At 66.8% G+C, this 23,971-nt stretch carries 25 protein-coding genes; 17 read left to right on the forward strand and 8 right to left on the reverse strand.

The window, feature by feature from the left end; genetic code table 11:
• Positions 1 to 240 (reverse strand): hypothetical protein (locus VFY73_RS23020; protein WP_329723193.1); only part of this gene is annotated, 240 nt, incomplete at its 3' end.
• On the opposite strand from VFY73_RS23020, the gene VFY73_RS23025 reads away from it, so the two are divergent.
• The gene (locus VFY73_RS23025; protein WP_329723195.1) at positions 230 to 1,366 is read left to right on the forward strand and encodes a 3-deoxy-7-phosphoheptulonate synthase; all 1,137 of its coding nucleotides are present in this window, start codon (positions 230 to 232) and stop codon (positions 1,364 to 1,366) included. The two genes, VFY73_RS23020 and VFY73_RS23025, sit on opposite strands and share 11 nt — an antisense overlap.
• 16 nt (positions 1,367 to 1,382) lie before the next feature.
• Here VFY73_RS23025 and VFY73_RS23030 read toward each other — a convergent pair whose 3' ends face one another.
• Complete coding sequence (locus VFY73_RS23030) at positions 1,383 to 1,979, reverse strand: cob(I)yrinic acid a,c-diamide adenosyltransferase (RefSeq protein ID WP_329723197.1); 597 nt, start codon at positions 1,977 to 1,979, stop codon at positions 1,383 to 1,385.
• Between the two features lie 37 nt (positions 1,980 to 2,016).
• On the reverse strand, positions 2,017 to 3,084 hold the full coding sequence (locus VFY73_RS23035) for a hypothetical protein (RefSeq protein ID WP_329723199.1): 1,068 nt from the start codon (positions 3,082 to 3,084) through the stop codon (positions 2,017 to 2,019).
• A gap of 207 nt (positions 3,085 to 3,291) precedes the next feature.
• Here VFY73_RS23035 and VFY73_RS23040 point away from each other — a divergent pair, with 207 nt between their 5' ends.
• From VFY73_RS23040 to VFY73_RS23055, 4 genes are all read left to right on the forward strand, one after another.
• The gene (locus VFY73_RS23040; protein WP_329723201.1) at positions 3,292 to 3,657 is read left to right on the forward strand and encodes a YciI family protein; all 366 of its coding nucleotides are present in this window, start codon (positions 3,292 to 3,294) and stop codon (positions 3,655 to 3,657) included.
• A 169-nt stretch (positions 3,658 to 3,826) separates the two neighbouring features.
• A complete protein-coding gene (locus VFY73_RS23045; RefSeq protein ID WP_329723203.1) occupies positions 3,827 to 4,240 on the forward strand; it encodes a YciI family protein in 414 nt (137 codons plus the stop codon).
• A gap of 16 nt (positions 4,241 to 4,256) precedes the next feature.
• The gene (locus tag VFY73_RS23050; protein WP_329723205.1) at positions 4,257 to 4,667 is read left to right on the forward strand and encodes a VOC family protein; all 411 of its coding nucleotides are present in this window, start codon (positions 4,257 to 4,259) and stop codon (positions 4,665 to 4,667) included.
• Positions 4,664 to 5,980 carry an RNA polymerase sigma factor gene (locus tag VFY73_RS23055; protein WP_329723207.1) on the forward strand — a complete coding sequence of 439 codons (1,317 nt, stop codon included), beginning with the start codon at positions 4,664 to 4,666 and terminating at the stop codon, positions 5,978 to 5,980. The genes VFY73_RS23050 and VFY73_RS23055 overlap by 4 nt, the downstream gene beginning before the upstream one ends.
• A gap of 71 nt (positions 5,981 to 6,051) precedes the next feature.
• Here VFY73_RS23055 and VFY73_RS23060 read toward each other — a convergent pair whose 3' ends face one another.
• Entirely contained in the window at positions 6,052 to 7,032 is a 981-nt protein-coding gene (locus tag VFY73_RS23060) for a hypothetical protein (RefSeq protein ID WP_329723209.1), read from the reverse strand.
• Between the two features lie 175 nt (positions 7,033 to 7,207).
• On the opposite strand from VFY73_RS23060, the gene VFY73_RS23065 reads away from it, so the two are divergent.
• Positions 7,208 to 8,614 carry an FAD-binding oxidoreductase gene (locus VFY73_RS23065; RefSeq protein ID WP_329723211.1) on the forward strand — a complete coding sequence of 469 codons (1,407 nt, stop codon included), beginning with the start codon at positions 7,208 to 7,210 and terminating at the stop codon, positions 8,612 to 8,614.
• Positions 8,615 to 8,685: 71 nt separating this feature from the next.
• Here the strand turns inward: VFY73_RS23065 and VFY73_RS23070 are convergent, their stop codons facing one another.
• The 4 genes from VFY73_RS23070 to VFY73_RS23085 form a co-directional block, all read right to left on the reverse strand.
• The gene (locus tag VFY73_RS23070; RefSeq protein WP_414654515.1) at positions 8,686 to 10,272 is read right to left on the reverse strand and encodes a SpoVR family protein; all 1,587 of its coding nucleotides are present in this window, start codon (positions 10,270 to 10,272) and stop codon (positions 8,686 to 8,688) included.
• Positions 10,273 to 10,298: 26 nt separating this feature from the next.
• Positions 10,299 to 11,582, reverse strand: coding sequence for a YeaH/YhbH family protein (locus VFY73_RS23075; RefSeq protein WP_329723213.1), 1,284 nt, complete (start codon positions 11,580 to 11,582; stop codon positions 10,299 to 10,301).
• A gap of 38 nt (positions 11,583 to 11,620) precedes the next feature.
• Positions 11,621 to 13,543, reverse strand: coding sequence for a PrkA family serine protein kinase (locus VFY73_RS23080; RefSeq protein ID WP_329723215.1), 1,923 nt, complete (start codon positions 13,541 to 13,543; stop codon positions 11,621 to 11,623).
• 396 nt (positions 13,544 to 13,939) lie between these two features.
• Complete coding sequence (locus tag VFY73_RS23085) at positions 13,940 to 14,863, reverse strand: ParB/RepB/Spo0J family partition protein (protein WP_329723217.1); 924 nt, start codon at positions 14,861 to 14,863, stop codon at positions 13,940 to 13,942.
• A gap of 244 nt (positions 14,864 to 15,107) precedes the next feature.
• On the opposite strand from VFY73_RS23085, the gene VFY73_RS23090 reads away from it, so the two are divergent.
• The 11 genes from VFY73_RS23090 to VFY73_RS23140 all read left to right on the forward strand — a co-directional run bounded on the left by VFY73_RS23090 (position 15,108) and on the right by VFY73_RS23140 (position 23,971).
• Positions 15,108 to 15,875 (forward strand): beta-ketoacyl synthase chain length factor, encoded by a 768-nt coding sequence (locus VFY73_RS23090; protein ID WP_329723219.1) that lies wholly within the window; start codon positions 15,108 to 15,110, stop codon positions 15,873 to 15,875.
• A complete protein-coding gene (locus VFY73_RS23095) occupies positions 15,868 to 16,647 on the forward strand; it encodes a lysophospholipid acyltransferase family protein (RefSeq protein ID WP_329723221.1) in 780 nt (259 codons plus the stop codon). Before VFY73_RS23090 ends, VFY73_RS23095 begins: the two co-directional genes overlap by 8 nt.
• Entirely contained in the window at positions 16,631 to 16,894 is a 264-nt protein-coding gene (locus VFY73_RS23100; protein ID WP_349257113.1) for a phosphopantetheine-binding protein, read from the forward strand. Before VFY73_RS23095 ends, VFY73_RS23100 begins: the two co-directional genes overlap by 17 nt.
• A 127-nt stretch (positions 16,895 to 17,021) precedes the next feature.
• Positions 17,022 to 17,279, forward strand: a complete 258-nt coding sequence (locus VFY73_RS23105) for an acyl carrier protein (RefSeq protein ID WP_329723225.1) — start codon at positions 17,022 to 17,024, stop codon at positions 17,277 to 17,279.
• Positions 17,260 to 17,877 (forward strand): hypothetical protein, encoded by a 618-nt coding sequence (locus VFY73_RS23110; protein ID WP_329723227.1) that lies wholly within the window; start codon positions 17,260 to 17,262, stop codon positions 17,875 to 17,877. The genes VFY73_RS23105 and VFY73_RS23110 overlap by 20 nt, the downstream gene beginning before the upstream one ends.
• On the forward strand, positions 17,870 to 19,621 hold the full coding sequence (locus VFY73_RS23115) for an AMP-binding protein (protein ID WP_329723229.1): 1,752 nt from the start codon (positions 17,870 to 17,872) through the stop codon (positions 19,619 to 19,621). Before VFY73_RS23110 ends, VFY73_RS23115 begins: the two co-directional genes overlap by 8 nt.
• Entirely contained in the window at positions 19,614 to 20,393 is a 780-nt protein-coding gene (locus VFY73_RS23120) for a glycosyltransferase family 2 protein (protein ID WP_329723231.1), read from the forward strand. Before VFY73_RS23115 ends, VFY73_RS23120 begins: the two co-directional genes overlap by 8 nt.
• Entirely contained in the window at positions 20,390 to 21,364 is a 975-nt protein-coding gene (locus VFY73_RS23125; RefSeq protein WP_329723233.1) for an acyltransferase, read from the forward strand. The genes VFY73_RS23120 and VFY73_RS23125 overlap by 4 nt, the downstream gene beginning before the upstream one ends.
• Positions 21,361 to 22,926 carry an aromatic amino acid ammonia-lyase gene (locus VFY73_RS23130; RefSeq protein WP_329723235.1) on the forward strand — a complete coding sequence of 522 codons (1,566 nt, stop codon included), beginning with the start codon at positions 21,361 to 21,363 and terminating at the stop codon, positions 22,924 to 22,926. The genes VFY73_RS23125 and VFY73_RS23130 overlap by 4 nt, the downstream gene beginning before the upstream one ends.
• A 2-nt stretch (positions 22,927 to 22,928) precedes the next feature.
• Positions 22,929 to 23,348: a thioesterase family protein gene (locus tag VFY73_RS23135; protein ID WP_329723366.1), complete on the forward strand. Its 420-nt coding sequence runs from the start codon at positions 22,929 to 22,931 to the stop codon at positions 23,346 to 23,348.
• Positions 23,345 to 23,971: an outer membrane lipoprotein carrier protein LolA gene (locus VFY73_RS23140; protein WP_329723237.1), complete on the forward strand. Its 627-nt coding sequence runs from the start codon at positions 23,345 to 23,347 to the stop codon at positions 23,969 to 23,971. The genes VFY73_RS23135 and VFY73_RS23140 overlap by 4 nt, the downstream gene beginning before the upstream one ends.

The raw sequence follows: 23,971 nt of genomic DNA on the forward strand, positions 1-23,971 counted from the left end.
GTGGCCGCAACGGCGTGCTACATTCACCATCGTGATGCGTGCCTCGCGATTTTTCTTTGCGTACTTTTGGTTCTCGCCCCATTCGGTGGCTGGAGAGGCAATCGCGCGCAACTGAAGAAACAGCAAAGCAAGCGAAACCCCCGAAAGACCGCCGGCAGCCCCGGCGGTTTTTTTTCGCCTGGGCCGGCCGGCCCCACCGCTTCGACGACTACGCCCTGGAAAGACGACGATGAATGCCAAAGCCACCGCCCCTGCCGCGTCCCATGACCATGCCCGCTCCGGCCTGGTGCTCAGCGAGCGCACCAGCGAGACCGACGACCAGCGCATCGAGGACGTCACGCCGCTGCCGCCGCCCGAGCACCTGATCCGCTTCTTCCCGATCGCCGGCACGCCGACCGAGAAGCTGATCAAGCACACCCGCACCGCCGTTCGCCACATCATGAACGGCAAGGACGACCGGCTGCTGGTGATCATCGGGCCGTGTTCGATCCACGATCCGGCCGCCGCGCTGGAATACGCCCGCCGTCTGGCGCCCGAGCGCGCACGCTTTGCCGACACACTGGAAATCGTCATGCGGGTGTACTTCGAGAAACCCCGCACGACCGTCGGCTGGAAGGGCCTGATCAACGATCCCTACCTCGACGAGAGCTACCGCATCGACGAAGGCCTGCGCATCGCGCGCCAGCTGCTGGTCGAGATCAACCGCCTCGGCGTACCGGCCGGCAGCGAGTTCCTCGACACGATCAGCCCGCAGTACATCGGCGATCTGATCAGTTGGGGCGCGATCGGCGCGCGCACCACCGAAAGCCAGGTCCACCGCGAACTGGCTTCGGGTCTGTCAGCGCCGATCGGCTTCAAGAACGGCACCGACGGCAATCTGAAGATCGCCTGCGACGCGATCCAGGCTGCCGCGCGGCCGCACCATTTCCTGTCGGTGCACAAGAACGGCCAGGTCGCGATCGTCGAGACCAAAGGCAACAAAGACTGCCATGTGATCCTGCGCGGCGGCCGTCTGCCGAACTACGACGATGCGAGCGTCGCCGCGGCGTGCCAAGCGCTGACCGAAGCCAAGCTGAACCCGGTGCTGATGGTCGACTGCAGCCACGCCAATTCGAGCAAGCAGCACCAGCGCCAAATCGACGTCGCGAAGGACATTGCCGGCCAACTGCGCGCCGGCAGCCGCCGCATCTTCGGCGTGATGGTGGAGAGCCATCTGTTGGCCGGTGCGCAGAAGTTCACCCCGGGCAAGGACCAGCCCGGCGCCCTCGCCTACGGCCAGAGCATCACCGACGCCTGCATCGGCTGGGACGACTCGGTCGGCGTGCTGCAGGTGTTGAGCGACGCGGTGAAGGCGCGTCGCGGCTGAGCGGTGGCGGCCCAGGTCAGGCGGCGCCGCCAGGCGGCGCCTGGTTTGCTTTCAGCAGCCGCTCGCTGTGCCAGTAGACATCGTCGCCACCCAGGCCGTCGAGGTTGGCGCGGTTGAGCACCCGGGCCAGCACGAACAGCAGGTCCGACAGGCGGTTCAAGTACTGGCGCGGCGCGGTGTTCACCGCTTCGGTCGCCGCCAGCGCCACCACCGCCCGCTCGGCGCGGCGCGCAATCGTACGCGCCACGTGGGAAATCGCGGCACTGCGCGTGCCGGCCGGCAGGATGAACTCGGCCAGCCGTGGCAGCTGCGCGTTGTAGTGCGCCAGCGCCTGATCCAGCCGCAGCACCGCGTCGGCCTTCAGCAACTCGTAGCCCGGGATCGACAACTCGCCGCCCAGGTTGAACAGCTCATGCTGGATCGTCACCAGCAGCTCGCGGATGCCACCCGGCAGCGGCTCGGCGAGCAGCACGCCAAGCTGCGAGTTCAGCTCGTCCACGTCGCCCATCGCCGCAATGCGCAGATGGTCTTTGGGTACGCGCTGCCCGTCACCCAGCCCGGTCGTGCCGTCGTCGCCGGTGCGGGTGGCAATCTGAGAAAGTCGGTTGGCCATGGGCGGCAGTGTAGGCGCCCATGGCGCTGCCGAGTTCTCAGTGCCTGGCGGCGGACGTCACCGGCTTCAAGAGATAGCCACGCTCTTCCCAGCCCATCTCGTTGCGCATGATGCCGGCGATGTAGCCATTCTGATTGATGGCCCTCGCCTCCAGCAACAACCAGCCCTCCGCACGAACTTCCGGATCGATGACGTCGTTCAGATCCACCGCCCGGCCGCCAGACCAAAGCGTGGCACGCGCCTCATCCATGCCGCTCTTCGAGCTGGCGCCGACAACGTCGCCCTTGTTGTTGATGGCCCAGGCCCAGCCCTGATCGCCGCCCAAGGTACCCAAGTCGGTCATCGTGGTGCCCACCCACAGAGTGGGGCGCGAATGGCTGTCCTGCACCACGCGAGAGCCGACCACCTGACCGGCATCGTTGACGCCGTATGCGTTCGACGTCCCGTCGTGACTCGTTCCGAGGTCGGTGACGACCGACCCCTTCCAGACCACCGCATGGGCGCGCCGCTTCGACACGGTGCTCCAGCCGGCGATAAAGCCAGTGTTGCTGATGGCCTCTGCCGCAGCCGTGTTTCCACCGATGCCCGGCAGCGCCTTGATGACGCCGTTCTTCCAGACCGTGGCGCGAGTCTTCTTTTCACCCAGCGTCACCGCATAGCCCACCGCCGTCCCCTTCTGGTTGATGGCCTTGGCCTCGCTGCGGGAGCCCCCGAGGCCGCCCAGGTCGGTGGCCACCCCGTCGCGCCACAGCGCCGCTCGGGCGTTGTAGGAACCAGGAACCAGGCTGTAGCCGACGATCACGTTCGCATCGCTGATACCGTTGGCAGTCGCGTAGGGACCGCCCAGTGTTCCAAGGTCCGCGGGCGATGAGCCGGTCCAGCGGGCCGCGCGCAGGAACTCCGACGGCGGGTCGTCATCGTTCGGAGCGGTTGTCGCGAAGCCGACGACTACGCCGGCGCCATTCACGGCGTGAGCGCCGCTTCGGGAGCCGCCGAAGCTCTCCAATTTGATCAATGTGTAGGCCACTTCGGCGTGAGCGGCCGCGCAGACCAGAACGAGCGCTGCCGAGGTGCCGGCGGCGCGGAATCCTTTGGTGGATGTCATCTGAATTTCGAAGAATTGAACGCCCCGGGCGGGCGAGATGCGAGACGCCGGCTTCCCTGCCTCAATCCGGCGCAGCAAGATTTGTATCCCACCAGAGCAGGAGCGATCTCAACGGATTTGCTGAGACGATACGACCGCGTACGGCAAGCCAACCACCATGATCAAATCAAGTTCATCCGCCTTGCCGTAAAACCGAAGGAAACCACCATGCGCTACATGCTGTTGATCGTCGAACCCACCGGCCAGCGCGAGTCCCGCACTCGCGCCGAAGGTGAAGAGGCCTACGCCCGCATGCGCCAGTTCGGCGACGAGTTGCAGGCCGACGGCAAGCTGTTGGCGGTGGAGTCGCTCGCCGCGCCGGCCAGGGCCACGCGGGTGCAGGTGCGCAAGGGTCAAGCCCAACTGCTCGACGGCCCGTTTGCCGAGGCCAAAGAAATGGTCGGCGGCTTTTACCTGGTCGACTGCGGCGGACCTGAGGAGGCGCTGGAGATCGCCCGGCGCTGCCCGGCCGCCGAATGGGCCACGGTCGAGGTGCGCCCGGCGGCTCCGTGCTTCGAGGAATCGAACGCCTGAAATGCGGCAGTTGGGTGCGACGGCGCCCGCAAGCGACGGGCTGCGCCGTCCGGCCTGAAGCACCGATCTGAGTTTCAGCATCGCTTTTTTTGGGTCTTCGGTTTGTCGAATTGGGCCCGTCTTCTTCGTCGTCAAGATATCGAGCCTTCACGATGACAGGAGAACGACGATGCGCTTCATGATCATGGTCCGCGCCAATGCGGTCAGCGAGTCGGGCACGATGCCCGAAGAGAGCCTGATGGCCGCGATGGCCACCTACCACGAGCAGTTGGCCAAGGCCGGGGCGCTGCTGGATGCCAACGGGCTCAAACCCAGCGCGCACGGCTTCAGGGTGCGCTACCACGGCGGCAAGCCGACGCTCATCAACGGCCCGTTCGCCGAGACGAAGGCGCTGATCGCCGGCTACACGCTGATCCAGACCCGCTCGCGCGAAGAGGCGATGGAGTGGGCACGTCGTTTCCCTGCGCCCTTTGGCGCCGAGATGGAGGGCGAAATCGAGGTCCGCCAGTTGTTCGAGCTGGACGACTTCTCGCCCAACGAGGCGGTACAGCGCTTCAAGGACATCGAAGTCGGCAACCATTGACCGCCCGGAGATCACCATGCCCACCCAGATCTACGTCAACCTGCCGGTCAAGAACGTCGAGCGCAGCCGCGCCTTCTTCTCGGCCCTCGGCTACAGCTTCAACCCGCACTTCAGCAACGACTCGGCGCTTTGCATGGTCGTGTCCGACACGATCTACGTGATGCTGCTGACCGAACCCTTCTTCCAGACCTTCACCGGCAAGCCAATCGCCGACGCGACCCGAAGCACTGAGGTGCTGGTGTGCCTGTCGTGCGACAGCCGGGCCGAGGTCGACGCGCTGGTGGCCAAGGCCTTGGCGGCAGGCGGCACCGCGCCCCGCGCGCCGCAGGATCATGGCTTCATGTACGGCCACGGCTTCGAAGACCCGAACGGCCACATCTGGGAGCTGATGCACATGGATCCGAACGCCGTGCCACCGTCGGCATGAACAGCCCCACCCAAGCGGCCACCCACCGGGCGATCGACGCGGTCTGGCGCATCGAGCAGGCGCGCATCGTGGCCGGTGTCGCCCGCATGGTGCGCGACATCGGCCTGGCGGAGGAGCTGGCGCAGGACGCGTTGGTCGCCGCGCTTGAGCACTGGCCGGCAGACGGTGTGCCGGCGAACCCAGGAGCCTGGCTGATGACCACCGCCAAGCACCGCGCTCTGGATCGCCTGCGGCGCGACAAGAACCTGGCCTCCAAGCTGGAACAGATCGGGCTCGACCTGGAGGCGCGCGAAGCGCTGGTCGTGCCGGATTTCGTCGACGCGCTGGATGCCGCCAGGCAGGATGACATCGGCGACGACCTGCTGCGGCTGGTCTTCACCGCCTGCCACCCGCTGCTGTCACCCGAAGCACGCGTGGCACTGACGTTGAAGCTCCTGGGTGGCCTGAGCACCGCCGAGATCGCCCGCGCCTACCTGGTGCCCGAGCCCACGATCGCGCAGCGCATCGTGCGCGCCAAGCGCACGCTGGCCGAAGCGCGCGTGCCTTTCGAGGTGCCGCGCGGCGCCGAACTGGCGCCACGGCTGGCCTCGGTTCTGGAGGTCGTCTACCTGATCTTCAACGAGGGCTACACCGCCACGGCCGGCGACGACTGGATGCGCCCAGCCCTGTGCGACGAGGCGCTGCGGCTCGCGCGCATGCTGGCCGAGCTGGCGCCCGACGAGCCCGAAGCGCACGGGCTGGCCGCGCTGCTGGAAATCCAAGCCTCCCGCACGGCCGCGCGCACCGACGAGCAGGGCCGGCCGGTCCTGTTGGCCGACCAGAACCGCGCTCGCTGGGACCATTTGCTGATTCGCCGCGGCCTCGCGGCGTTGGCAAGGGCCGAGCAACTGGTCGCGCAACAGACCCGCCCGCTCGGCACCTACGCGCTGCAAGGCGCGATTGCCGCCTGCCACGCCCGCGCACCGACCGCCGATGAAACCGACTGGGCCGGCATCGCCGCGCTGTACGACGCGCTGACGCAGGCCACGCAATCGCCGATCGTCGAGTTGAACCGCGCCGTCGCCGTCAGCATGGCATTTGGGCCCGAGGCGGGGCTGGCGATCGTTGACACACTGGTCGACGAACCGGCGCTGAAGAATTACCACTGGCTACCCGCCGTGCGGGGCGACCTGCTGGTCAAGCTGGGCCGCCAGGATCAGGCCTGTGCCGAGTTCCTGCGCGCCGCCGGCCTGGCGAAGAACGAGCGGGAGAAGGCGCTGCTGAGCCAACGGGCGGCAGCGACGGCGCCCAACGAAAAAGCCCGGCCGCATTGACTGGGGCCGGGCCGATGTCGTTGCCCCGGGTCGGGAGTCAGGGGCATGCGCCTTTCGTCACCACGAGATCATCACGGGGTGATGGTGATCGTCGTCGACGGGAAGTAGGCGTTGAAGTCCGTGGGGCCGCCGAAATCCGTGCCGTAGAGCTGCTGATTGTTCTCGGCGTAATCGACTGTCACTACCCAGGTCAGGTGGTATTCGCCCGCTGCCCAAGCTGGGTCGACCTGCCCACCCAGTCTCAACGTGACAGGACCGGCGCGCCGCGGCAGTCCCGTGTTGTCGGACGCAAGGTTGAAGCAATTGGACTGATCCAGCAAGCAATAGGTGACGTACGCATTGCGGACGCCGGAGAGTGCGCTGTTGCCAGTGTCTGCAGCCTCCATCGTGAGGCCGATGTAAGCGGACAGGTCGGTCCCCGGCTGCTTGGCCGACAGTGAAACGTGCGGGGTTGAAACCCGACCGGACAGCAGCGCGGGCGCCGTGCGATCGAACCCTGCGGTGTTCTTGACGACGAATGTCGCCTTCCCTAGTGCCGCCAATGACGCTTGGTCCAATGAGCTGTAGTTGCCCGCGACGTCTCCAACGAAGGCCGCCTCGAAGGTGTACGTGCCAGGTTCCAGGAACGGCGAGACCTCGTTGGAGGCCATCCGACCGCTCAGCTTCTTTGCGGGCAGATTGTCGAAGAACGAGACATTGACGAGTTGCCCACTCGGTCCCGAGGCATAGGCCCACCCCGTGCGGACACCGGACATATCGTCCGCCGCCCTGACCGCCACAGAAATGGAACTCATGGCCCGCGTAACGTCGACCGAGGCCGCTGACTCGAACCGTGTCAGGACCGGCGCAGTGGTGTCGACGCCCGCAGTTTGCGATTTCAACGCGCGGGCAGCCTTTTGCTGTGCTGCGTGTCTGAGCATCCATGCCTTGGCGTGTGAAGGCAGCAACCGGGACGGCATGTCGTTGTCGCTGGTTTGCGCATGGCCCGCGGCGATCAGACCGCCCGACAGCAAGGCAGTCAACAAGGTCGTGCGAATGGTGTGCTTGTGCATCTCTGGTTTCTCCCTCACAAAAGAAAACCTCAATAGGCTATGAAGAATGCACATGTGCTCGGAATGCTCGGGCACATGTGCGCGGATTAGACCCGATGCCTCGCGAAAGGCCTTGCATGCATTGATGAACCGTGTGCCTGCAGCAATGTCGACAACACAGTCGCACAATCGGCGCATGACCAATCTCAACGAACCGACCGCACCGCCTCCCTTGCTCGAGGCGATGCGCGAGGCGCTCTCCGCCCGCTTCGGCGGTCGCCTGTCCACCGCGCTGGGAGTGCGCGAGCAGCACGGCCGCGACGAGTCGCCGTTCGACGTACCGCCGCCCGACGCGGTGGTGTTTGCCGAATCGACTGAAGACGTTGCATTCGTGGTCAAGCTCGCCAATGAACACGGCGTGCCGGTGATCCCTTACGGGGCCGGCTCGTCGCTCGAAGGGCATCTGTTGGCGGTGCAGGGCGGCATCAGCGTCGACGTATCACGCATGAACCAGGTATTACGCGTCAACGCCGAAGATCTGACCGTGACCGTGCAGGCCGGTGTCCTGCGCGAGCAGCTCAACCGCGAGGTGCGCGACACCGGGCTGTTCTTTCCGATCGACCCGGGCGCCAATGCGTCGATCGGTGGTATGGCCGCCACGCGCGCGTCGGGCACGAACGCGGTGCGCTACGGAACAATGCGCGAGAACGTGCTGGGGCTGACAGTCGTTACTGCCTCGGGCGAAGTGGTGCACACCGGCACGCGTGCGCGCAAGTCCAGTGCCGGCTATGACCTGACCCGTCTGTTCGTCGGCAGCGAAGGCACGCTGGGGGTGATGACCGAGATCACGCTGAAGCTGTATCCGTTGCCCCAGGCCGTCTCGGCCGCGGTCTGCCACTTCCCCGATGTGGCCAGCGCGGTCAACACCACCATCCAGATCATCCAGATGGGCGTGCCGATCGCACGCTGCGAGCTGCTCGACACGAACGCGATCCGCGCGGTCAATCGGGCCGAGAAGATGACGCTGACCGAATCGCCGATGCTCCTGATGGAGTTCCATGGCAGCGACGCCGGCGTGAAAGAGCAGGCCGAGGCGGTGCAAGAGATCGCGGCTGAATTCGGCGGCCAGGCCTTCGAATGGGCCACGACGCCGGAGGCACGCACCCGGCTGTGGACCGCACGCCACCGCGCCTACTTGTCAGGCCTGCAGATGAAGCCCGGCTGCCGCAGCGTCACCACCGACGCCTGCGTGCCCATCTCCCGGCTGGCCGAATGCATCGTCGAGACCGTAGGCGAAGTCGAGGCCTCCGGCCTGCCCTACTTCATCGTCGGCCATGTCGGCGACGGCAACTTCCACGTCGCCTACCTGATCGACCCGGCCATCCCGGCCGAGCGAGAGCTGGCCGAGCGTTTAAATCATCAGTTGGTGCAGCGCGCCCTGAAACTCGAAGGCACCTGCACCGGCGAGCACGGCATCGGCCTGCACAAACAAGGCTTCCTGCTCGAAGAGGCCGGCGCCAGCGCGGTGGCAATGATGCGCGAGATCAAGCGGGCGCTGGACCCGCGCAACATCATGAATCCGGGCAAGATCTTCGCCGGCTGAGCCTCACCGAATGGGCGCGCGCCGCCAGCTCACCACGCGGCGAGCGCGAGCCCTCCGGGGCGATAGCGGCCTCAACTCGGCGCCGGCACGCTCCACCTTCGCGTCACATCACCCTTGGCATTGACGCTTTCGAGCTGCACGCCGAAGCCCCACAGGCGGGCGGCATGCTTGAGCACCTCGTGCGCGCCGTCGTCGAGCGGCCGGTCGTTGTGCTGGGTGTGGCGCAGCGTCAGTGAGCGATCGCCGCGCAGATTGACGTTCCAGACCTGGATGTTGGGCTCGCGGGCGCCGAGGTCGTACTGGCGTGACAGCGATTCACGCACGCGGCGGTAGCCGCTGTCGTCGTGGATCGCGCTGACCTCGATCTCGGTGTCCTTCTCGTCGTCGGTGATCTGGAAGAAACGGAAGTCGCGCATCAGCTTCGGGCTGAGGAACTGGCCGACGAAGCTTTCGTCCTTGTAGTTGCGCATCGCCTGGTCCAGCGTCGGCAGCCAGGGCTTGCCGGCGATGTCGGGGAACCAGGCGCGGTCTTCGTCGGTCGGCGCCTCGCAAATGCGCTTGATGTCGGTGTACATCGCAAAGCCCAGCGCATAGGGATTGATGCCCGAGTAGTTGCGATCCCCGACCTTGGGCTGGTAGACGACGTTGGTGTGCGACTTCAGCCATTCGATCATCACGCCGTCGGTCAGGAAACCGTCGTCGTACATCGTGTTGAGGATCTTGTGGTGCCAGAAGGTCGCCCAGCCTTCGTTCATCACCTGCGTCTGGCGCTGCGGGTAGAAGTACTGCGCGATCTTGCGCACGATGCGCACGACCTCGCGCTGCCAGGGCTCCAGCAGCGGTGCGTTCTTCTCGATGAAGTACAGCAGGTTCTCTTCCGGATCCTCCGGGAAGCGGCGGGTCTGCTGGGCCTCTTCGGCTTTTTCGATCCGCTTGGGCAGGGTGCGCCAGATGTCGTTGACCTGCTGCTGCGCATACTGCTCGCGGTCCTTGCGCATCGCCAGCTCCTCGGCGAGCGACTTCTTGCTGGGCCGCCGATAGCGGTCGACGCCGTGGTTCTGCAGCGAATGGCAGGAGTCGATGAACTCCTCGACCGTGCCCACCCCATGGCGCTCTTCGCACTCGGTGATGTAGTTCTTCGCGTAGACCAGGTAGTCGATGATCGATGACGCATCGGTCCACATGCGGAACAGGTAGTTGCCCTTGAAGAAGCTGTTGTGGCCGTAGGCAGCGTGGGCGATCACCAGCGCCTGCATCGCCATCGGGTTTTCCTCCATCAGGTAGCTGATGCAGGGGTTCGAGTTGATGACGATCTCGTAGGCCAGGCCCATGTGGCCGCGGCGGTAGTTCTTCTCGGTCGAGATGAACTCCTTGCCGTAGCTCCAGTGGCGGTAGTTCACCGGCATGCCCACGCTGGCGTAGGCGTCCATCATCTGCTCGGCGGTGATGATTTCGAGCTGGTTCGGGTAGGTGTCCAGCCCGAAGCGCCGAGCCGTGGCCTTGATGACCTCGTGGTACTGCTCGATCAGCTCGAACGACCAGTCGCTCGGGTCTTCCAGCGGCCGCTCGGGCCGGGGCGGCGGCGGCAAGGGGCCGTCGAGCGCACTGCGCGGCTTGCGCCGGTCGCCCGCGGCCGGGATTTTCGAAACGTTGTGCACGAAACGGCGGTCCTGTGAATACTCGGTCACTTCGGCGCCCCTTCCTTCTTGAAGAGGTCGCGGAACACCGGGTAGATCTGTGAAGCTTCGGTGGCCTTGCGCATGGCGAAGTGCTTGTGCGTCTCGACCAGCCGGGTGTATTCCTCCCAGAGGTTCTGCTCTTCCTCCGCCACCTGGACATAGGCGTAGTAGCGGCAGGCAGGCAGCAGCTTCTCAGCCAGCAACTCACGGCAACGGCCCGAATCGTGGTGCCAGTTGTCACCGTCGCTGGCCTGGGCGCCATAGATGTTCCATTCGCCCGGGTGGTAGCGCGCCTTGATGATGTCGTGCATCAACTCGAGCGCACTGGAGACCACCGTGCCGCCGGTTTCGCGGGCGTGGAAGAAGTCTTCCTCGCTGACCTCTTGGGCCTGGGTGTGGTGGCGAATGAAGACCAGGTCGATCTTCTCGTAGTGCTTGGTCAGGAACAGGTACAGGATGATGAAGAAGCGCTTGGCCAGGTCCTTTCGCGCCTCGTCCATCGAGCCCGAGACGTCCATCAGGCAGAACATCACCGCCTTGCTGCTCGGCACCGGCACCCGCACCCGGTTGCGAAAGCGCAGGTCGATGGGGTCCAGGAACGGAATGCCGGCGAGCTTGCCGCGCAATTCGATGATGCGCTTCTCGGCGTCGGCCATCTCCTTCAACGCCACCGGGTCGTCCGAGTGGTGGCGCTTGATCTCGATCACGCGCGCTTCCAGCGCGTGCAGTTCGCGCCGCGCGTCGCCGCCGAGCGCGATGCGGCGGCTCAAAGCGCCCCGCATCGAACGCACGATGTGCAGGTTGTTCGGCGTGCCGTCGCTGGAGTAGCCGGCTCGGTGCGTCTTCCACTCCGGCACGTCGGCCAGCTGCGTCTTCACCAGGTGCGGCAGGGCCAGGTCCTCGAAGAAGACCTGCATGAACTCTTCCTTGCTCAACGAGAAGGTGAAGTCGTCTTCGCCCTCGCCCGAATCACTGGCCTGGCCTTTGCCGCTGCCTTGGCCGCCGCCCCCTTTCGGGCGCTGGATGCGGTCACCGGTGATGTATTCCTTGTTGCCAGGGTGGACCATTTCGCGCTTGCCACCCTGGCCGTGGTGGAACACCGGTTCGGAGATGTCCTTCTTCGGGATCCGCACCTCTTCGCCGCGCTCCAGGTCGCGGATGCCGCGGCCATCGACCGCACGCTTGACCGCTTCGCGAATCTGATCCTTGTAGCGGCGCAGGAACCGCTCGCGGTTGCCGATCGACTTGTTCTTGCCGGCCAGTCTGCGGTCGATGATCTGTTGAAGCATCGCGTCCCTCGTCAGTTATGGTCGGAACGGGCTTGGCTTCAAGAAGATTTCCGAACGCGCAAGTACCACTCGCACAGCAATCGAACCTGCTTGGCCGTGTAGCCTTTCTCGACCATGCGCTGCACGAAGTCCTCGTGCTTCTTGGCCTCGTCGGCGCTGGCCTTGGCGTTGAAGCTGATCACCGGCAGCAGTTCTTCGGTGTTCGAGAACATCTTCTTCTCGATCACCGCGCGCAGCTTCTCGTAGCTCGTCCACACCGGGTTGTTGCCCGCGTTGTTGGCGCGTGCACGCAGCACGAAGTTGACAATCTCGTTGCGGAAGTCCTTCGGGTTCGCGATGCCGGCCGGCTTCTCGATCTTTTCCAGTTCCGCATTGAGACTGGCGCGGTCGAACACCTCGCCGGTGTCGGTGTCGCGGTACTCCTGGTCCTGGATCCAGTAGTCGGCGTAGGTCACGTAGCGGTCGAAGATGTTCTGGCCGTACTCGCTGTAGCTCTCGAGGTAGGCGGTCTGGATCTCCTTGCCGATGAACTCGGCGTAGCGCGGCGCCAGTTGCTCCTTGATGAAGGCGACGTACTTCTGCTCGAGCTCCTGCGGGAACTGCTCGCGCTCGATCTGCTGTTCGAGCACGTACATCAGGTGCACCGGGTTGGCGGCGACTTCCTGGCTGTCGAAGTTGAAGACCTTCGACAGGATCTTGTAGGCGAAGCGGGTCGAGATGCCGCTCATGCCTTCGTCCATGCCCGCGTAGTCGCGGTACTCCTGGTAGCTCTTCGCGCGCGGGTCGGTGTCCTTCAGGTTCTCGCCGTCATAGACCTGCATCTTCGAGAACAGCGACGAGTTCTCGGGCTCCTTCAGCCGCGTCAGGATCGCGAACTGGCTCATCATCTTCAGCGTGCCCGGGGCGCACTTGGCCTCGGCCAGCGACGAGCCGCGGATCAGCTTCTCGTAGATCTTGATCTCTTCCGAGACGCGCAGGCAGTACGGCACCTTGACGATGTAGACGCGGTCGAGGAAGGCCTCGTTGTTCTTGTTGTTGCGGAACGCCTTCCACTCGCTCTCGTTCGAGTGGGCGAGGATCACGCCGTCGAACGGGATCGCGCCGAAGCCTTCGGTGCCCTTGAAGTTGCCTTCCTGGGTCGCCGTCAGCAGCGGGTGCAGCACCTTGATCGGCGCCTTGAACATCTCGACGAATTCCATCAGGCCCTGGTTGGCCAGGCACAGGCCGCCGGAGTAGCTGTAGGCGTCCGGGTCGTCTTGCGCGTAGGTCTCGAGCTTGCGGATGTCGACCTTGCCGACCAGGCTGGAGATGTCCTGGTTGTTCTCGTCGCCCGGCTCGGTCTTGGTCACGCCGATCTGCTTCAAGACGCTCGGGTGGCGCTTGACCACCTTGAACTGGCGGATGTCGCCGCCGTACTCTTCCAACCGCTTCACGGCCCATGGGCTCATGATGCGGTTCAGGTAGCGGCGCGGGATGCCGTACTCGCTTTCGAGCAGGGGGCCGTCTTCGTCCGCATTGAACAGCCCCAACGGCGACTCGTTGACCGGTGAGCCCTTGATCGCATAGAACGGCACCAGCTCCATCAGCTGCTTCAGCCGTTCGGCGATCGAGCTCTTGCCGCCGCCCACCGGGCCCAGCAGATACAGGATCTGCTTCTTCTCTTCCAGCCCTTGCGCGGCATGGCGGAAGTACGACACGACCTGCTCGATCGAGTCTTCCATGCCGTAAAACTCGGCGAACGCCGGGTAGATCTTGATGACCTTATTGGCGAACAGGCGCGACATGCGCGGGTCATTGCGCGTGTCGACCATCTGTGGCTCGCCAATGGCCTTGAGCATGCGCTCGGCGGCAGTGGCATAGGCCAGCGGGTTGCGCTTGCACTCGGCCAGATAGTCCGCGAGAGAGATCTCCTCCTCGCGGGTGCGCTCGTACCGGGCGGCGAAGCTGCTCATCACGTCCATGCAAGACCTCCTGTCAATGTGCGTCAGGGCGGCGCTGCGCGAGGGCTCCCTCCGGCGCAACGTCTGGGAAGTTCTGATGGCGTCCCGGCTGTACGGACCCAGGCGTCATCAGAGCTTTCCGGTCTTCAGGTCATGCAACGCGCCAAGGCACGTTGACGGTGACAGCTTGTGCTTTTCTCCTGCAGGCAATCGAGCAAAAAGCAGGCCATAGGCCCACCACATCGGCTGGCTCGCTCGTCCAGAGCATCTCGAGCCACCTGCGTCTTCCGTTCACGCAGCGCCATGCGGTCGACCTGTTATATCTCGTTTCGCGTCGGCTGGGCTAGAGGCCGACGAATTCACGCCACACCCAGCGTGGCACGCTGCACATGCAGCGCAGGCTAGCGCGCAGAATGTTCAACGCTCGCGCGCGCCCAATTTGTCCAACAGGCCCGAGAGTTCATCGAGCGAGCCGAAGCGAATCGCGATCTCGCCCTGCTCGCCGCGCTTGGTCTTGCGCTGCACGCGGATCTCGACGTCGGCCGTCAAGGCATCGGCCAGTTGCTCTTCGAGCCGTACGATGTCGCGCGATTTCTCTTGCGCGACGCGCAGCAGCGGCGCCTGACGCCCCGGGTTCGAAGCCTTGTTGGCCAGCTTCTCGGCATCGCGCACCGACAGCTTCTTGGCCACGATCTCGTTGGCCGCGAGGATTTGTTGCGCGTTGGCCAGTGGCAGCAAGGCGCGCGCATGGCCCATGTCCAGGTCTCCGGCCATCAACATTTGTTGCACCGGCGCCGCCAGATTCAACAAGCGCAACAGGTTGCTCGCCGCGCTGCGCGAACGTCCGACCGCCTGTGCCGCTTGTTCATGGGTCAAGCCGAATTCGTCGACCAACCGCTTCAGGCCTTGCGCCTCTTCGAGCGGATTCAGGTCTTCGCGCTGGATGTTCTCGATCAGCGCCATCACGGCAGCGGCTTCGTCCGGCACCGGCTTGACCAGCACCGGCACCTCGCTCAGGCCCGCCAGCTGCGCGGCACGGAAGCGCCGCTCGCCCGCGATGATTTCGTACCGTGCGGCCCCGGCAGCGCCCTGTTCTGGTGCATTGAGGGGTCGCACCAGGATCGGTTGCATCACGCCCTGGCTCTTGATGCTTTCCGCCAGTTCGTACAGCGAGCCCTCGTCCATGCGGGTTCGCGGCTGGTACTTGCCGGCCTGCAGCTGGCCGAGCTTGAGCACGCTGGGGGTCACAGACGCGGCGTCACCCGCCGGTGTTTCGTTGACCTTGGGGCCCAGCAAGGCCTCCAGGCCCATCCCCAGTCCCTTGGGTTTCTTGGTTGCCATCCGTGGATTGTCGCCGGCTCGGGGCGCGGCGCTGGCCGGCATGCGCGAAGTTACGCGGCTTGCCGGCGTCAGCCCCATGCCCGGTCACATCGTGAAACAGCACACGGTCCTTGTCGACGCAGCCTGCAATGTGGGGGGTCGCCACCGTGGTGGTGATGGAGGGCGCTTACTTACAATATGGGGTTTCATACGGCGCAGTACCGCTGCCTGCCGCCCGCCTACCTCGCCGCCGCTCGCCCACCTCGTGAACATCGACTTTGTCATCTGCGACTGGGCGGCATGGGCACCGACTCTGGCCGAGCGCGAGCGCTGGCTGGCCTGGGCAGCGTCGGCCGACGCACCGTTGCCGCCGGCCACCGACGACGCGCCGGCCTTGACCGCGATGCCCGCCATGGCCCGCAGGCGCCTGAACCCGTTGGGCCGAGCGGCAGCCGAAGTGGCCTACCAGCTCGCCGACCCTGCCCCCGGCGCAGACAGCGTGGCCGGCACCCCGATGATTTACGCGTCGCGTTACGGCGACGCCGGCCGCTCGCTGGCCTTGCTGGCAGACCTGGCCCGCGGCGAGCCGATCTCGCCAACCGCCTTCGGCTTGTCGGTGCACAACGCCATCGGCGCGGCCGTGTCCATCGCCCGCGGCGATCGGGCCCACCACAGCGCCCTGGCCGGCGGCGCCAGCAGCGCAGGTGCGGCCTTGGTCGAAGCCGCCGGCCTGCTTGCCGACGGGGAAGACGCCGTGGTGATCGTGCAATACGACGCGCCGCTGCCGGGAGACTACGCCAGCTTCGCAGACGAGCCGATCGCGCCCTACGCCTGGGCATGGCGCGTCGCTTCGCCAAGGGCAGGCCAGCCCCATTTGCGATTGCAGCTGGGCCCCGCCGAGCCCCTCCCGGCCGACGCCACCGAGACCGACCTTCCATTCGGCCTGGCGCTGCTGCGTTTCGCGCTATCCGGCCAAGCGACATGGGCGCGCAACGCCGACGGCCAAAGCTGGCGCTGGAGCCGCCATGGTTGAGCACCTGGACCGGGCGTGGCGCACGGCCGCCACCGGGTTCTGCTTTGCCGTCTTTGGTGTCGGCGGCTTGGTGCTGCGTGGCGTGGTGTTTCCGTTGCTGAACGTCGTGGTGGCCGAGCGCGAGCGCCGTGCGCGCTGGGCGCGGGCATGTATCCACCATGCATTCCGCCTTTTCGTGGCGCTGATGCGTCGCCTTGGCGTGTTGACCTACGAGTTGCGTGGCGCCGAGCGCCTTCAGCGCGATGGCCTGCTGATCCTGGCCAACCACCCGACGCTGATCGACGTGGTGTTCCTGATGTCGTTCGTCCGGGGTGCCGACTGCATCGTCAAGGCCGCGCTGGCCCACAACCCGTTCACCCGGGGGCCGGTGCGCGCCGCGGGCTTTGTCTGCAACGACTCCGGCGCGGGCATGGTCGAGGACTGCCTGCAGTCGTTGCGCACGGGCAACAATCTGATCATCTTTCCCGAAGGAACGCGCACCCCACGCACCGGGCATCAGCCGCTGCAGCGTGGAGCCGCCAACATCGCGGTGCGTGGCCAGCGCAACGTGACGCCGGTGCGCATCCGCGTCCAACCGCTGACCCTGGGCAAAGGCGAGAAGTGGTACCGCGTGCCGGCGCAGCGCTGCCACATCGAATTCGAGGTCGGCGAAGACATCGCCGTCGCCCCCTTCCTGGCCGACAGCGCGAGCGAAGCCATCGCCGCGCGCCGGCTGACCGATCATCTGACCGCTTACTTTTCCCCGGAGACCCGCTGTGCAGGCCACTCTTGAACAAGAGATCAAGGAACTCGTGATTTCATCTCTGGCGCTGGAGGACGTTCAGCCCGACGATATCGACCCCGTCGCGCCGCTGTTTGTCGAAGGGCTGGGCCTGGACTCGATCGACGCACTGGAACTCGGCCTCGCGCTGCAAAAGCGCTATGGCGTGCACATGTCGGCCGACGCCGAGGAGACACGCCGCCACTTTGCCAGCGTGCGTGCCCTGGCTGCGTTCGTGGCCGCGCAACGCACGCTCTGAGCACCCAGGACTCGGCAAGCCGAGCCCGCCACCGAGGGATCAAGGAACTCGGCAGCGGCCCCATCGTTTCCTTGAGAGCCAGCGCCTGTCGCCCGACCCTCGCCTGACCATTGCCCTAGGGATCGCCATGAACCAAGACGACATCCTGCAAACGATCGTCAACACTTTGCACGACACCTTCGAGATCGAGCGTGATCGCATTCAACCGCAATCGCGCCTGTACGAAGACCTGGACATCGACAGCATCGACGCAGTCGACCTGATCGTGCGCCTGAAGCCCCTGGTCGGTAAACGTCTGAACCCCGAGGCTTTCAAGTCGGTGCGCACAGTGCAGGATGTGGCGGACGCGCTGGCTCGCCTGGTCAATGACCCGGCGCCGATCTGAAGCGGGTCGGCTGCGCCCCGGCGCCTTGGCGACCGGGCTGGTCCTGCTGCTGACCGTCGCGTACCCGTTCGCGGTCGCGTTCGGGCTGGGTCGCATCGAACCCCGCTGGTTCGCCTTCGCTCTCGTCGGGTTGGCGCTGTTGCGCGCGGCGGTGTCGCGCCAGGCCTTATGGTGGGCCGCTGCGGCCGGTGCCGCGGTGCTGGCGGCGTTCAGCTTGGCCGGCCAGGGCTGGCTGCCGCTCAAACTCTACCCGGTGCTGGTGAACGCCGTGTTGCTGCTGGTGTTCGGTGTCAGCCTGTGGCGCGGCCCGCCGGTAATCGAGCGGCTGGCGCGCCTGTCGGAACCGGCACTGCCCCTTGAAGGCGTGGTCTACACGCGCCGCGTCACCGAGGCCTGGTGCCTGTTCTTCGTGTTCAACGGCGCGGCCGCCGGGGCCACCGCGCTGTGGCTGTCGACCGAAGGCTGGGCGCTGTACAACGGCTTCATTGCCTACCTGCTGATGGGCGCCATGTTCGCTGGCGAGTGGCTGCTGCGTCGGCGCTTGAAGGCGCGGGTGGCTGCCGACGGGGCAGCCCTGACAGGTGCGTCGCATGGCTGATTCCGCCCCCACCTGGCTGCCCCTGCCCGAGGTTGCCGTGCGGCCAGGGCTGGCCGACCGCGCCTTCGCGCGCCGCGGCGACCTGGTGCTGAGCCGGGCCGATTTCCTGGCGAACGTCGATGCCTGGCAAGCCCGCCTGGCGATCGAGCCGGGCCGGCGCTGGGCCCTGTTCAGCGACGACAGCGCGGACTTCGCCTCGATGCTGTTTGGCGCCTGGCACGCCGGCAAGACTGTGCTGCTGCCCGGCGACATGCAGCCGGCCACACTCGCGCGGCTGGCTGCCGAGGTGGACGGCTCGCTGGGCCAATTGCCGGGCGCGCTGCCCTGCGCGGCGGCCACGCCCACCCGCCCCCCGCGGTTGCCGCTGGACCGGCAACATACCCGGCTGATCGTCTACACCTCCGGCTCCAGCGGCGAGCCCGAGGCGATCGCCAAGAGCCTGGCCCAACTCGATGCCGAGATGCACACGTTGCAGGCCGCGTTCGGCCTGCGCGCGGACGCCGACGGGCCGGCGACCGTCGTGGCCACCGTCTCGCACCAGCACATCTACGGCCTGTTGTTCCAGGTGCTGTGGTCGCTCGCGGCCGGGCGGCCCTTCCTGGCCCGCCGGCTGGACTACCTGGAGGCGCTGCCCGCCGCGTTGTCCGGCAGCCCCGGCCTGCTGATCGCCAGCCCGGCGCACCTGCGCCGCATCCCCGACGAACCGGCGCTGGCCGCTTGCGCCGGCGCTCTTCGCGCCGTGTTCTCGTCCGGCGGCCCGCTGCCCCCGGAGGCCGCCGCGCAGTCGTTGGCAAGGCTGGGCCATTCGCCGATCGAAGTCTTCGGCAGCTCCGAGACCGGAGGCATCGCCTGGCGCCAGCGGGCCCACGACGGCGACCATTGGCGCGCCCTGCCCGGTGTCGACTGGCGCATCAGCGACGAACTGCTCGAGGTGCGCTCGGGCCACCTGCCCGATGCAGCCTGGTACACGACCAGCGACCGCGTGCGGCCCTTGCCCGACGATCCGCACGGTGCCGGCTTCGTGCTGCTGGGCCGGGCCGACCGCATCGTCAAGGTGGGCGAAAAGCGCGTGTCGCTGAGCGCCATCGAACGCGCCTTGCTCGAAGACGACGACCGTCTGCTGGCCGAAGCGCGCGCGCTGCTGCTGGCCGACGCCGACGGCCGCATCGCCGTGGTCGCCGTGCCGACAGCGGCCGGCCGGGCGCTGCTGCAGGCCCAAGGTCGGCGTGCACTCGGCGAGCGCCTGCGTGGCCGCCTGCTGGCCCACGTCGAGCGCGTCGCGTTGCCGCGGCGCTGGCGCTTCGTCGACGCGCTGCCGGTCAACTCGCAAGGCAAAAGCACTGAAGCGCTGTTGGGCGCCCTGTTCGACGCCCCCGTCGACAGCGGCCGGCCGCCGGTCGAATGGCTGCAGCGCGACACCACCGCGGCCCGGCTGCGCGTGACGCCCGACCCGGCCCTGGCTGTGTTCGACGGCCACTTTCCCGGCAACCCGATCCTGCCTGGCGTGGCGCAGCTCGACTGGGCCATCGGCTGGGGGCGTGAAGCGTTCCAGGTGACCGGGCACTTCACGCGCATCGATGCCCTGAAGTTCCAGCAGGTCGTGCCGCCCGGCACGCTGCTGGAGCTGGCGCTGGACTGGTCGGCCGAGCGCGGCACCTTGGGTTTTCGCTACACCTCGCCCGCCGGCGTGCATGCCAGCGGCAAGGTGGTTTTCGACTCCGACAAGGCACTGGGCAATGCGTGAGCTGAAAGCGCCGACGAGCGGCTTCTCGCGCGACGTCGCCGCCGTGATCCCGGTCTACAACCACCCCGCGACGATCGGCGCGATGGTGGACGGCGTGCACGCGCACGGCCTGCACTGCGTGCTGGTCGACGACGGCAGCGAGTCTGGCTGCGCCGCGGTGCTGGATGCATTGGCCACGCGGCACGGCCCGCAGCGTGTCACCCTCGTTCGGCTGCCGCAGAACCAGGGCAAGGGCGGCGCGATGATGGCCGGCTTCCGGGCCGCCCAGGCCGCGGGCTATCGCCACGCGCTGCAGATCGACGCCGATGGCCAGCACGCGGTGACCGACATTCCCCGCTTCCTGGCGGCGGCGCAAGGCCAGCCGGATGCGGTCGTGATCGGCTCCCCGGTCTACGACGAGAGCGTGCCACTGGGCCGGCTCGTCGGCCGCTACGCGACCCACATCTGGGTCTGGATCAACACGCTGTCGTTCGCGATCAAGGATTCGATGTGCGGCTTCCGCGTCTATCCGCTGAACCCCACGGTGCGGCTGATCGACGAGGTCGCGATCGGCAAGCGCATGGATTTCGACACCGAGATCCTCGTGCGCCTGTACTGGCGCGGTGTGCCGATGGTCAATCTGCCGACGCGCGTGACCTACCCGCAAGACGGCATCTCGCACTTCAAGCTGGGCCTGGACAACCTGCTGATCTCGCGCATGCACGCCAAGCTCTTCGCCGGCATGCTGTGGCGCGCGCCGCTGCTGCTGTGGCGCAAAGTGGTGCCACGATGACCACGCGCACCGCCCACGCCCCGGCAGCCCATTGGGCCACGATCGGCGAATCGACCTGCACCGCCGGCCTGTGGCTGCTGTACCAGTTGCACCACTGGCTGGGGCGCTGGCCCTTCCGCCTGGCCGTGGTGCCGGTCGTCGCCTGGTACTGGGCGACCCAGCCGCGGGCGCGGGCTGCGTCACACGAGTTCCTGGCCGCCGTCGCCGCACGTCGCGGCGATCCGCCCCCTGGCCGGTTTGCGCCTATGCGCCACCTGCTGTCGTTCGCCGATACCCTGCTCGACAAGCTGCTCGCGATGAGCGGGCGCTACCGCTTCCATCAACTGCAGTACGAAGGCCACGAGCCGGTGCAGCAGATGCTGAACCAACGTCGGGGCGGCATGCTCGTCACCGCCCACGTCGGTTGCCTTGAGCTCTGCCAGGCCGGCGCCCAGCGGCGCGGCGATTTCAAGCTGACCATCCTCGTGCACACCCGCCATGCCGAGGAGTTCAACCGCCTGCTGCGCAAGCTGAGCCCGGACAGCGGCGTCGAGTTGATCCAGGTCACCGAGATCACGCCGGCCACTGCTGCCCTGTTGGCCGAGCGCGTCGCGCGCGGCGAGTTCGTCGCGATGGCGGGCGACCGCGTGCCCGTCCGGCCCACCCCCGGCAGCACGGCGATGGTCCCGTTCCTTGGCCGATCGGCGCCGTTCCCGATCGGGCCCTATGTGCTGGCGATGCTGTTGCAGTGCCCGCTGTATTTCATGGCCTGCGTGCGTGAAGGCACAGGCCACCGGGTGCGGTTCAAACGCCTGGCCGAGCGCGTCGAGCTGCCGCGCGCGCGGCGCGCCCAGGCTCTGGCCGAGCACGCCGGCGGCTTTGCCCAGGCGCTCGAGTCGGTCGTCGTCGACGCGCCATTCGAATGGTTCAACTTCTTCCCCTTCTGGGACCAACCGGTGACCCCGCAACCCGTGGCCGCCCCTGCCCGATGAACACCTTGTCCACCGACCTGCCGGTCATTTGCTTCGACGGTCAGCCGCTGACGTTGCACGACATCGCCGCCCTGGCCGAGCGCCGCGCCCGCGCCGAGTTGTCGCGCGATGCAGGTTTTCGCGCCCGCATCGCCCGCGGCGCTGAATTCCTCGACCGCCTGTTGCGTGAAGAGGGCGTGGTCTACGGCGTGACCACCGGCTATGGCGATTCGTGCACCGTCGTCATCCCGCCGGCGCTGGTCACCGAGCTGCCGCACCACCTGTACACCTACCACGGCTGCGGCGCCGGCCGCTGGCTGACGCCGGAAGAAACGCGCGCCGTGCTGGCCGTGCGCCTGGCCTCGCTGGCTCAGGGCGTGTCGGGCGTCAGTGTCGAACTGCTTGAGCAGATCGAGCGCCTGCTGGTTCACGACGTACTGCCGCTGATCCCGGCCGAGGGCTCGGTTGGCGCCAGTGGCGATTTGACGCCGCTGTCGTATCTGGCCGCCGTGCTGTGCGGCGAGCGCGACGTGCTGTGGCAAGGCCAGCCACGGCCGACCGTCGAGGTCTTCGCAGCGCTCGGCATCACGCCGCTGCGCCTGCGGCCGAAGGAAGGTCTCGCGATCATGAACGGCACCGCCGTGATGACCGCACTGGCGTGCCTGGCGTGGCGCCGCGCCGAGTACCTGTCGCGCCTGGCCACGCGTTTGACGGCCTGCAACGTGGTCGCCAGCGCCGGCAACGCCCACCACTTCGACGAGAAGCTGTTCTCGGTCAAGCCGCACGTCGGCCAGCAGCGTGTGGCTGCCTGGCTGCGCACCGACCTGGCGAGCGACCGCCCGGCCCGCAACGAGCAGCGCCTGCAAGACCGCTACTCGCTGCGCTGCGCGCCACACGTGATCGGCGTGCTCGAAGACGCGCTGCCCTTCCTGCGCCAGCTGATCGAGAACGAACTCAACAGCGCCAACGACAACCCGCTGATCGACCCCGACGGCGAGCGTGTGCTGCATGGCGGCCATTTCTACGGCGGCCACATCGCCTTTGCGATGGACAGCCTGAAGAACGTCGTCGCCAATGTCGCAGACCTGCTGGACCGCCAACTCGCACTGCTCGTCGACACCCGCTACAACCACGGCCTGCCATCGAACCTGTCCGGCGCCACCGGTGAGCGCGCGGCGATCAACCACGGCCTGAAGGCAGTGCAGATCAGCGTCTCGGCCTGGACCGCAGAAGCGCTGAAGCAGACCATGCCGGCCTCGGTGTTCTCGCGCTCGACCGAGTGCCATAACCAGGACAAGGTCAGCATGGGCACGATCGCGGCGCGCGACGCGTTGCGCGTGCTCGAACTCTCCGAGCAGGTCGGCGCCGCGATGCTCATCGCCGCCCGGCAAGGCCTGGCGCTGCGGCGCCGGCTCGACCCGACGCTCACGTTGCCGGCGCCGCTGGCCGACTTCCTCGCGGTGCTCGAAGACCGCATCCCGCTGGTCGCCGAGGACCGTGCGCTGGACCGGGAGCTGTGGGCACTGGCCGATGCCTTGCGCGCTCGCTCGTTCGAGCTGCCGGGCACGGGAGACGAACGGTGAGCGTGACCCCGGACCTGAGCCACACCATCGAGGTGGTGCCGGCGTTCTATGACATCGACGTGATGGAGATCGTCTGGCACGGGCACTACGTCAAGTACCTCGAGCTGGCGCGCAGCGCGCTGCTCAAGCAGTACGACTACGACTACCCGCAGATGCGGGCTTCGGGCTACGCCTGGCCGATCGTCGAGATGAAGCTGAAGTACGTGCGCTCGGCGGTCTTTGGCCAGCCGCTGAAGGTCGCGACCCGCATCATCGAATGGGAAAACCGCCTGCGCATCGACTACCTGATCACCGATGCCGCCAGCGGCCGCAAGCTGACCAGCGCGCAGACCACGCAGGTGGCGGTGGAGTTGAAGACCGGCGAAATGTGCTTCGTCTGCCCGCCGGTGCTGTGGGAGCGTCTGGGGGTGCCCGCGCCGTGAACCGCCGCCGCTTGCTCTGCACCTCGGTGTTGATGGCGCTGGCAGCGCCAGCTCTGCACGCGGCCGACGGCGACGCGCTGGCCGAGCGCGTGAAGAAGCGCCTGTCCGACGCGCCGGTGCAACGAGGCGAATTCGAGCAGCGCAAGGCCGTGAAGGGTTTCAAGCACCCGCTGGTCTCCAGGGGAGACTACCTCTTCGCGCGTGAGCGCGGTGTGGTCTGGCGCACGCGCGAGCCCTTCGCGTCGACGCTGGTGCTGACGCGCGAACGGCTGGTCAGCCGCGGCGCGGATGGTGCGAGCACGACCGCGATGGACGCCCGCAGCGAGCCCGGCCTGCGCGCCGTGAACCAGTTGCTGTTTGCGCTGCTGTCGGCCGACCTGGCCACACTCGCCCAGCGTTTTCGCATCGAAGGCCAGGCGCCGGATGGCGGGCTTTGGCAACTGACGCTGACACCGCGTGACGCCACGCTGGCGGCGTGGCTGCAAAAGGTCGAGCTGCAAGGTGATCGCCAGGTCCAAACCGTGCAGTGGCAAGAAGCTTCAGGTGACGCGAGCCTGATCCGCTTTTCCAGCCAGACCAGTGCCGCTGCGCTGAGCGCCGAAGAGGCAAAGCGTTTTGACTGA

The organism is Ideonella sp. (genome assembly GCF_036277275.1).
Lineage (GTDB): Bacteria > Pseudomonadota > Gammaproteobacteria > Burkholderiales > Burkholderiaceae_C > Ideonella.

What these genes read in the sequence shown, in the direction of transcription:
- VFY73_RS23025 (WP_329723195.1), top strand. Translation starts at nt 230, where the DNA reads ATGAATGCCAAAGCCACCGCCCCTGCCGCGTCCCATGACCATGCCCGC.
- VFY73_RS23030 (WP_329723197.1), bottom strand. Translation starts at nt 1,979, where the DNA reads ATGGCCAACCGACTTTCTCAGATTGCCACCCGCACCGGCGACGACGGC.
- VFY73_RS23035 (WP_329723199.1), bottom strand. Translation starts at nt 3,084, where the DNA reads ATGACATCCACCAAAGGATTCCGCGCCGCCGGCACCTCGGCAGCGCTC.
- VFY73_RS23040 (WP_329723201.1), top strand. Translation starts at nt 3,292, where the DNA reads ATGCGCTACATGCTGTTGATCGTCGAACCCACCGGCCAGCGCGAGTCC.
- VFY73_RS23045 (WP_329723203.1), top strand. Translation starts at nt 3,827, where the DNA reads ATGCGCTTCATGATCATGGTCCGCGCCAATGCGGTCAGCGAGTCGGGC.
- VFY73_RS23050 (WP_329723205.1), top strand. Translation starts at nt 4,257, where the DNA reads ATGCCCACCCAGATCTACGTCAACCTGCCGGTCAAGAACGTCGAGCGC.
- VFY73_RS23055 (WP_329723207.1), top strand. Translation starts at nt 4,664, where the DNA reads ATGAACAGCCCCACCCAAGCGGCCACCCACCGGGCGATCGACGCGGTC.
- VFY73_RS23060 (WP_329723209.1), bottom strand. Translation starts at nt 7,032, where the DNA reads ATGCACAAGCACACCATTCGCACGACCTTGTTGACTGCCTTGCTGTCG.
- VFY73_RS23065 (WP_329723211.1), top strand. Translation starts at nt 7,208, where the DNA reads ATGACCAATCTCAACGAACCGACCGCACCGCCTCCCTTGCTCGAGGCG.
- VFY73_RS23075 (WP_329723213.1), bottom strand. Translation starts at nt 11,582, where the DNA reads ATGCTTCAACAGATCATCGACCGCAGACTGGCCGGCAAGAACAAGTCG.
- VFY73_RS23080 (WP_329723215.1), bottom strand. Translation starts at nt 13,543, where the DNA reads ATGGACGTGATGAGCAGCTTCGCCGCCCGGTACGAGCGCACCCGCGAG.
- VFY73_RS23085 (WP_329723217.1), bottom strand. Translation starts at nt 14,863, where the DNA reads ATGGCAACCAAGAAACCCAAGGGACTGGGGATGGGCCTGGAGGCCTTG.
- VFY73_RS23095 (WP_329723221.1), top strand. Translation starts at nt 15,868, where the DNA reads ATGGTTGAGCACCTGGACCGGGCGTGGCGCACGGCCGCCACCGGGTTC.
- VFY73_RS23105 (WP_329723225.1), top strand. Translation starts at nt 17,022, where the DNA reads ATGAACCAAGACGACATCCTGCAAACGATCGTCAACACTTTGCACGAC.
- VFY73_RS23110 (WP_329723227.1), top strand. Translation starts at nt 17,260, where the DNA reads ATGACCCGGCGCCGATCTGAAGCGGGTCGGCTGCGCCCCGGCGCCTTG.
- VFY73_RS23115 (WP_329723229.1), top strand. Translation starts at nt 17,870, where the DNA reads ATGGCTGATTCCGCCCCCACCTGGCTGCCCCTGCCCGAGGTTGCCGTG.
- VFY73_RS23120 (WP_329723231.1), top strand. Translation starts at nt 19,614, where the DNA reads ATGCGTGAGCTGAAAGCGCCGACGAGCGGCTTCTCGCGCGACGTCGCC.
- VFY73_RS23125 (WP_329723233.1), top strand. Translation starts at nt 20,390, where the DNA reads ATGACCACGCGCACCGCCCACGCCCCGGCAGCCCATTGGGCCACGATC.
- VFY73_RS23130 (WP_329723235.1), top strand. Translation starts at nt 21,361, where the DNA reads ATGAACACCTTGTCCACCGACCTGCCGGTCATTTGCTTCGACGGTCAG.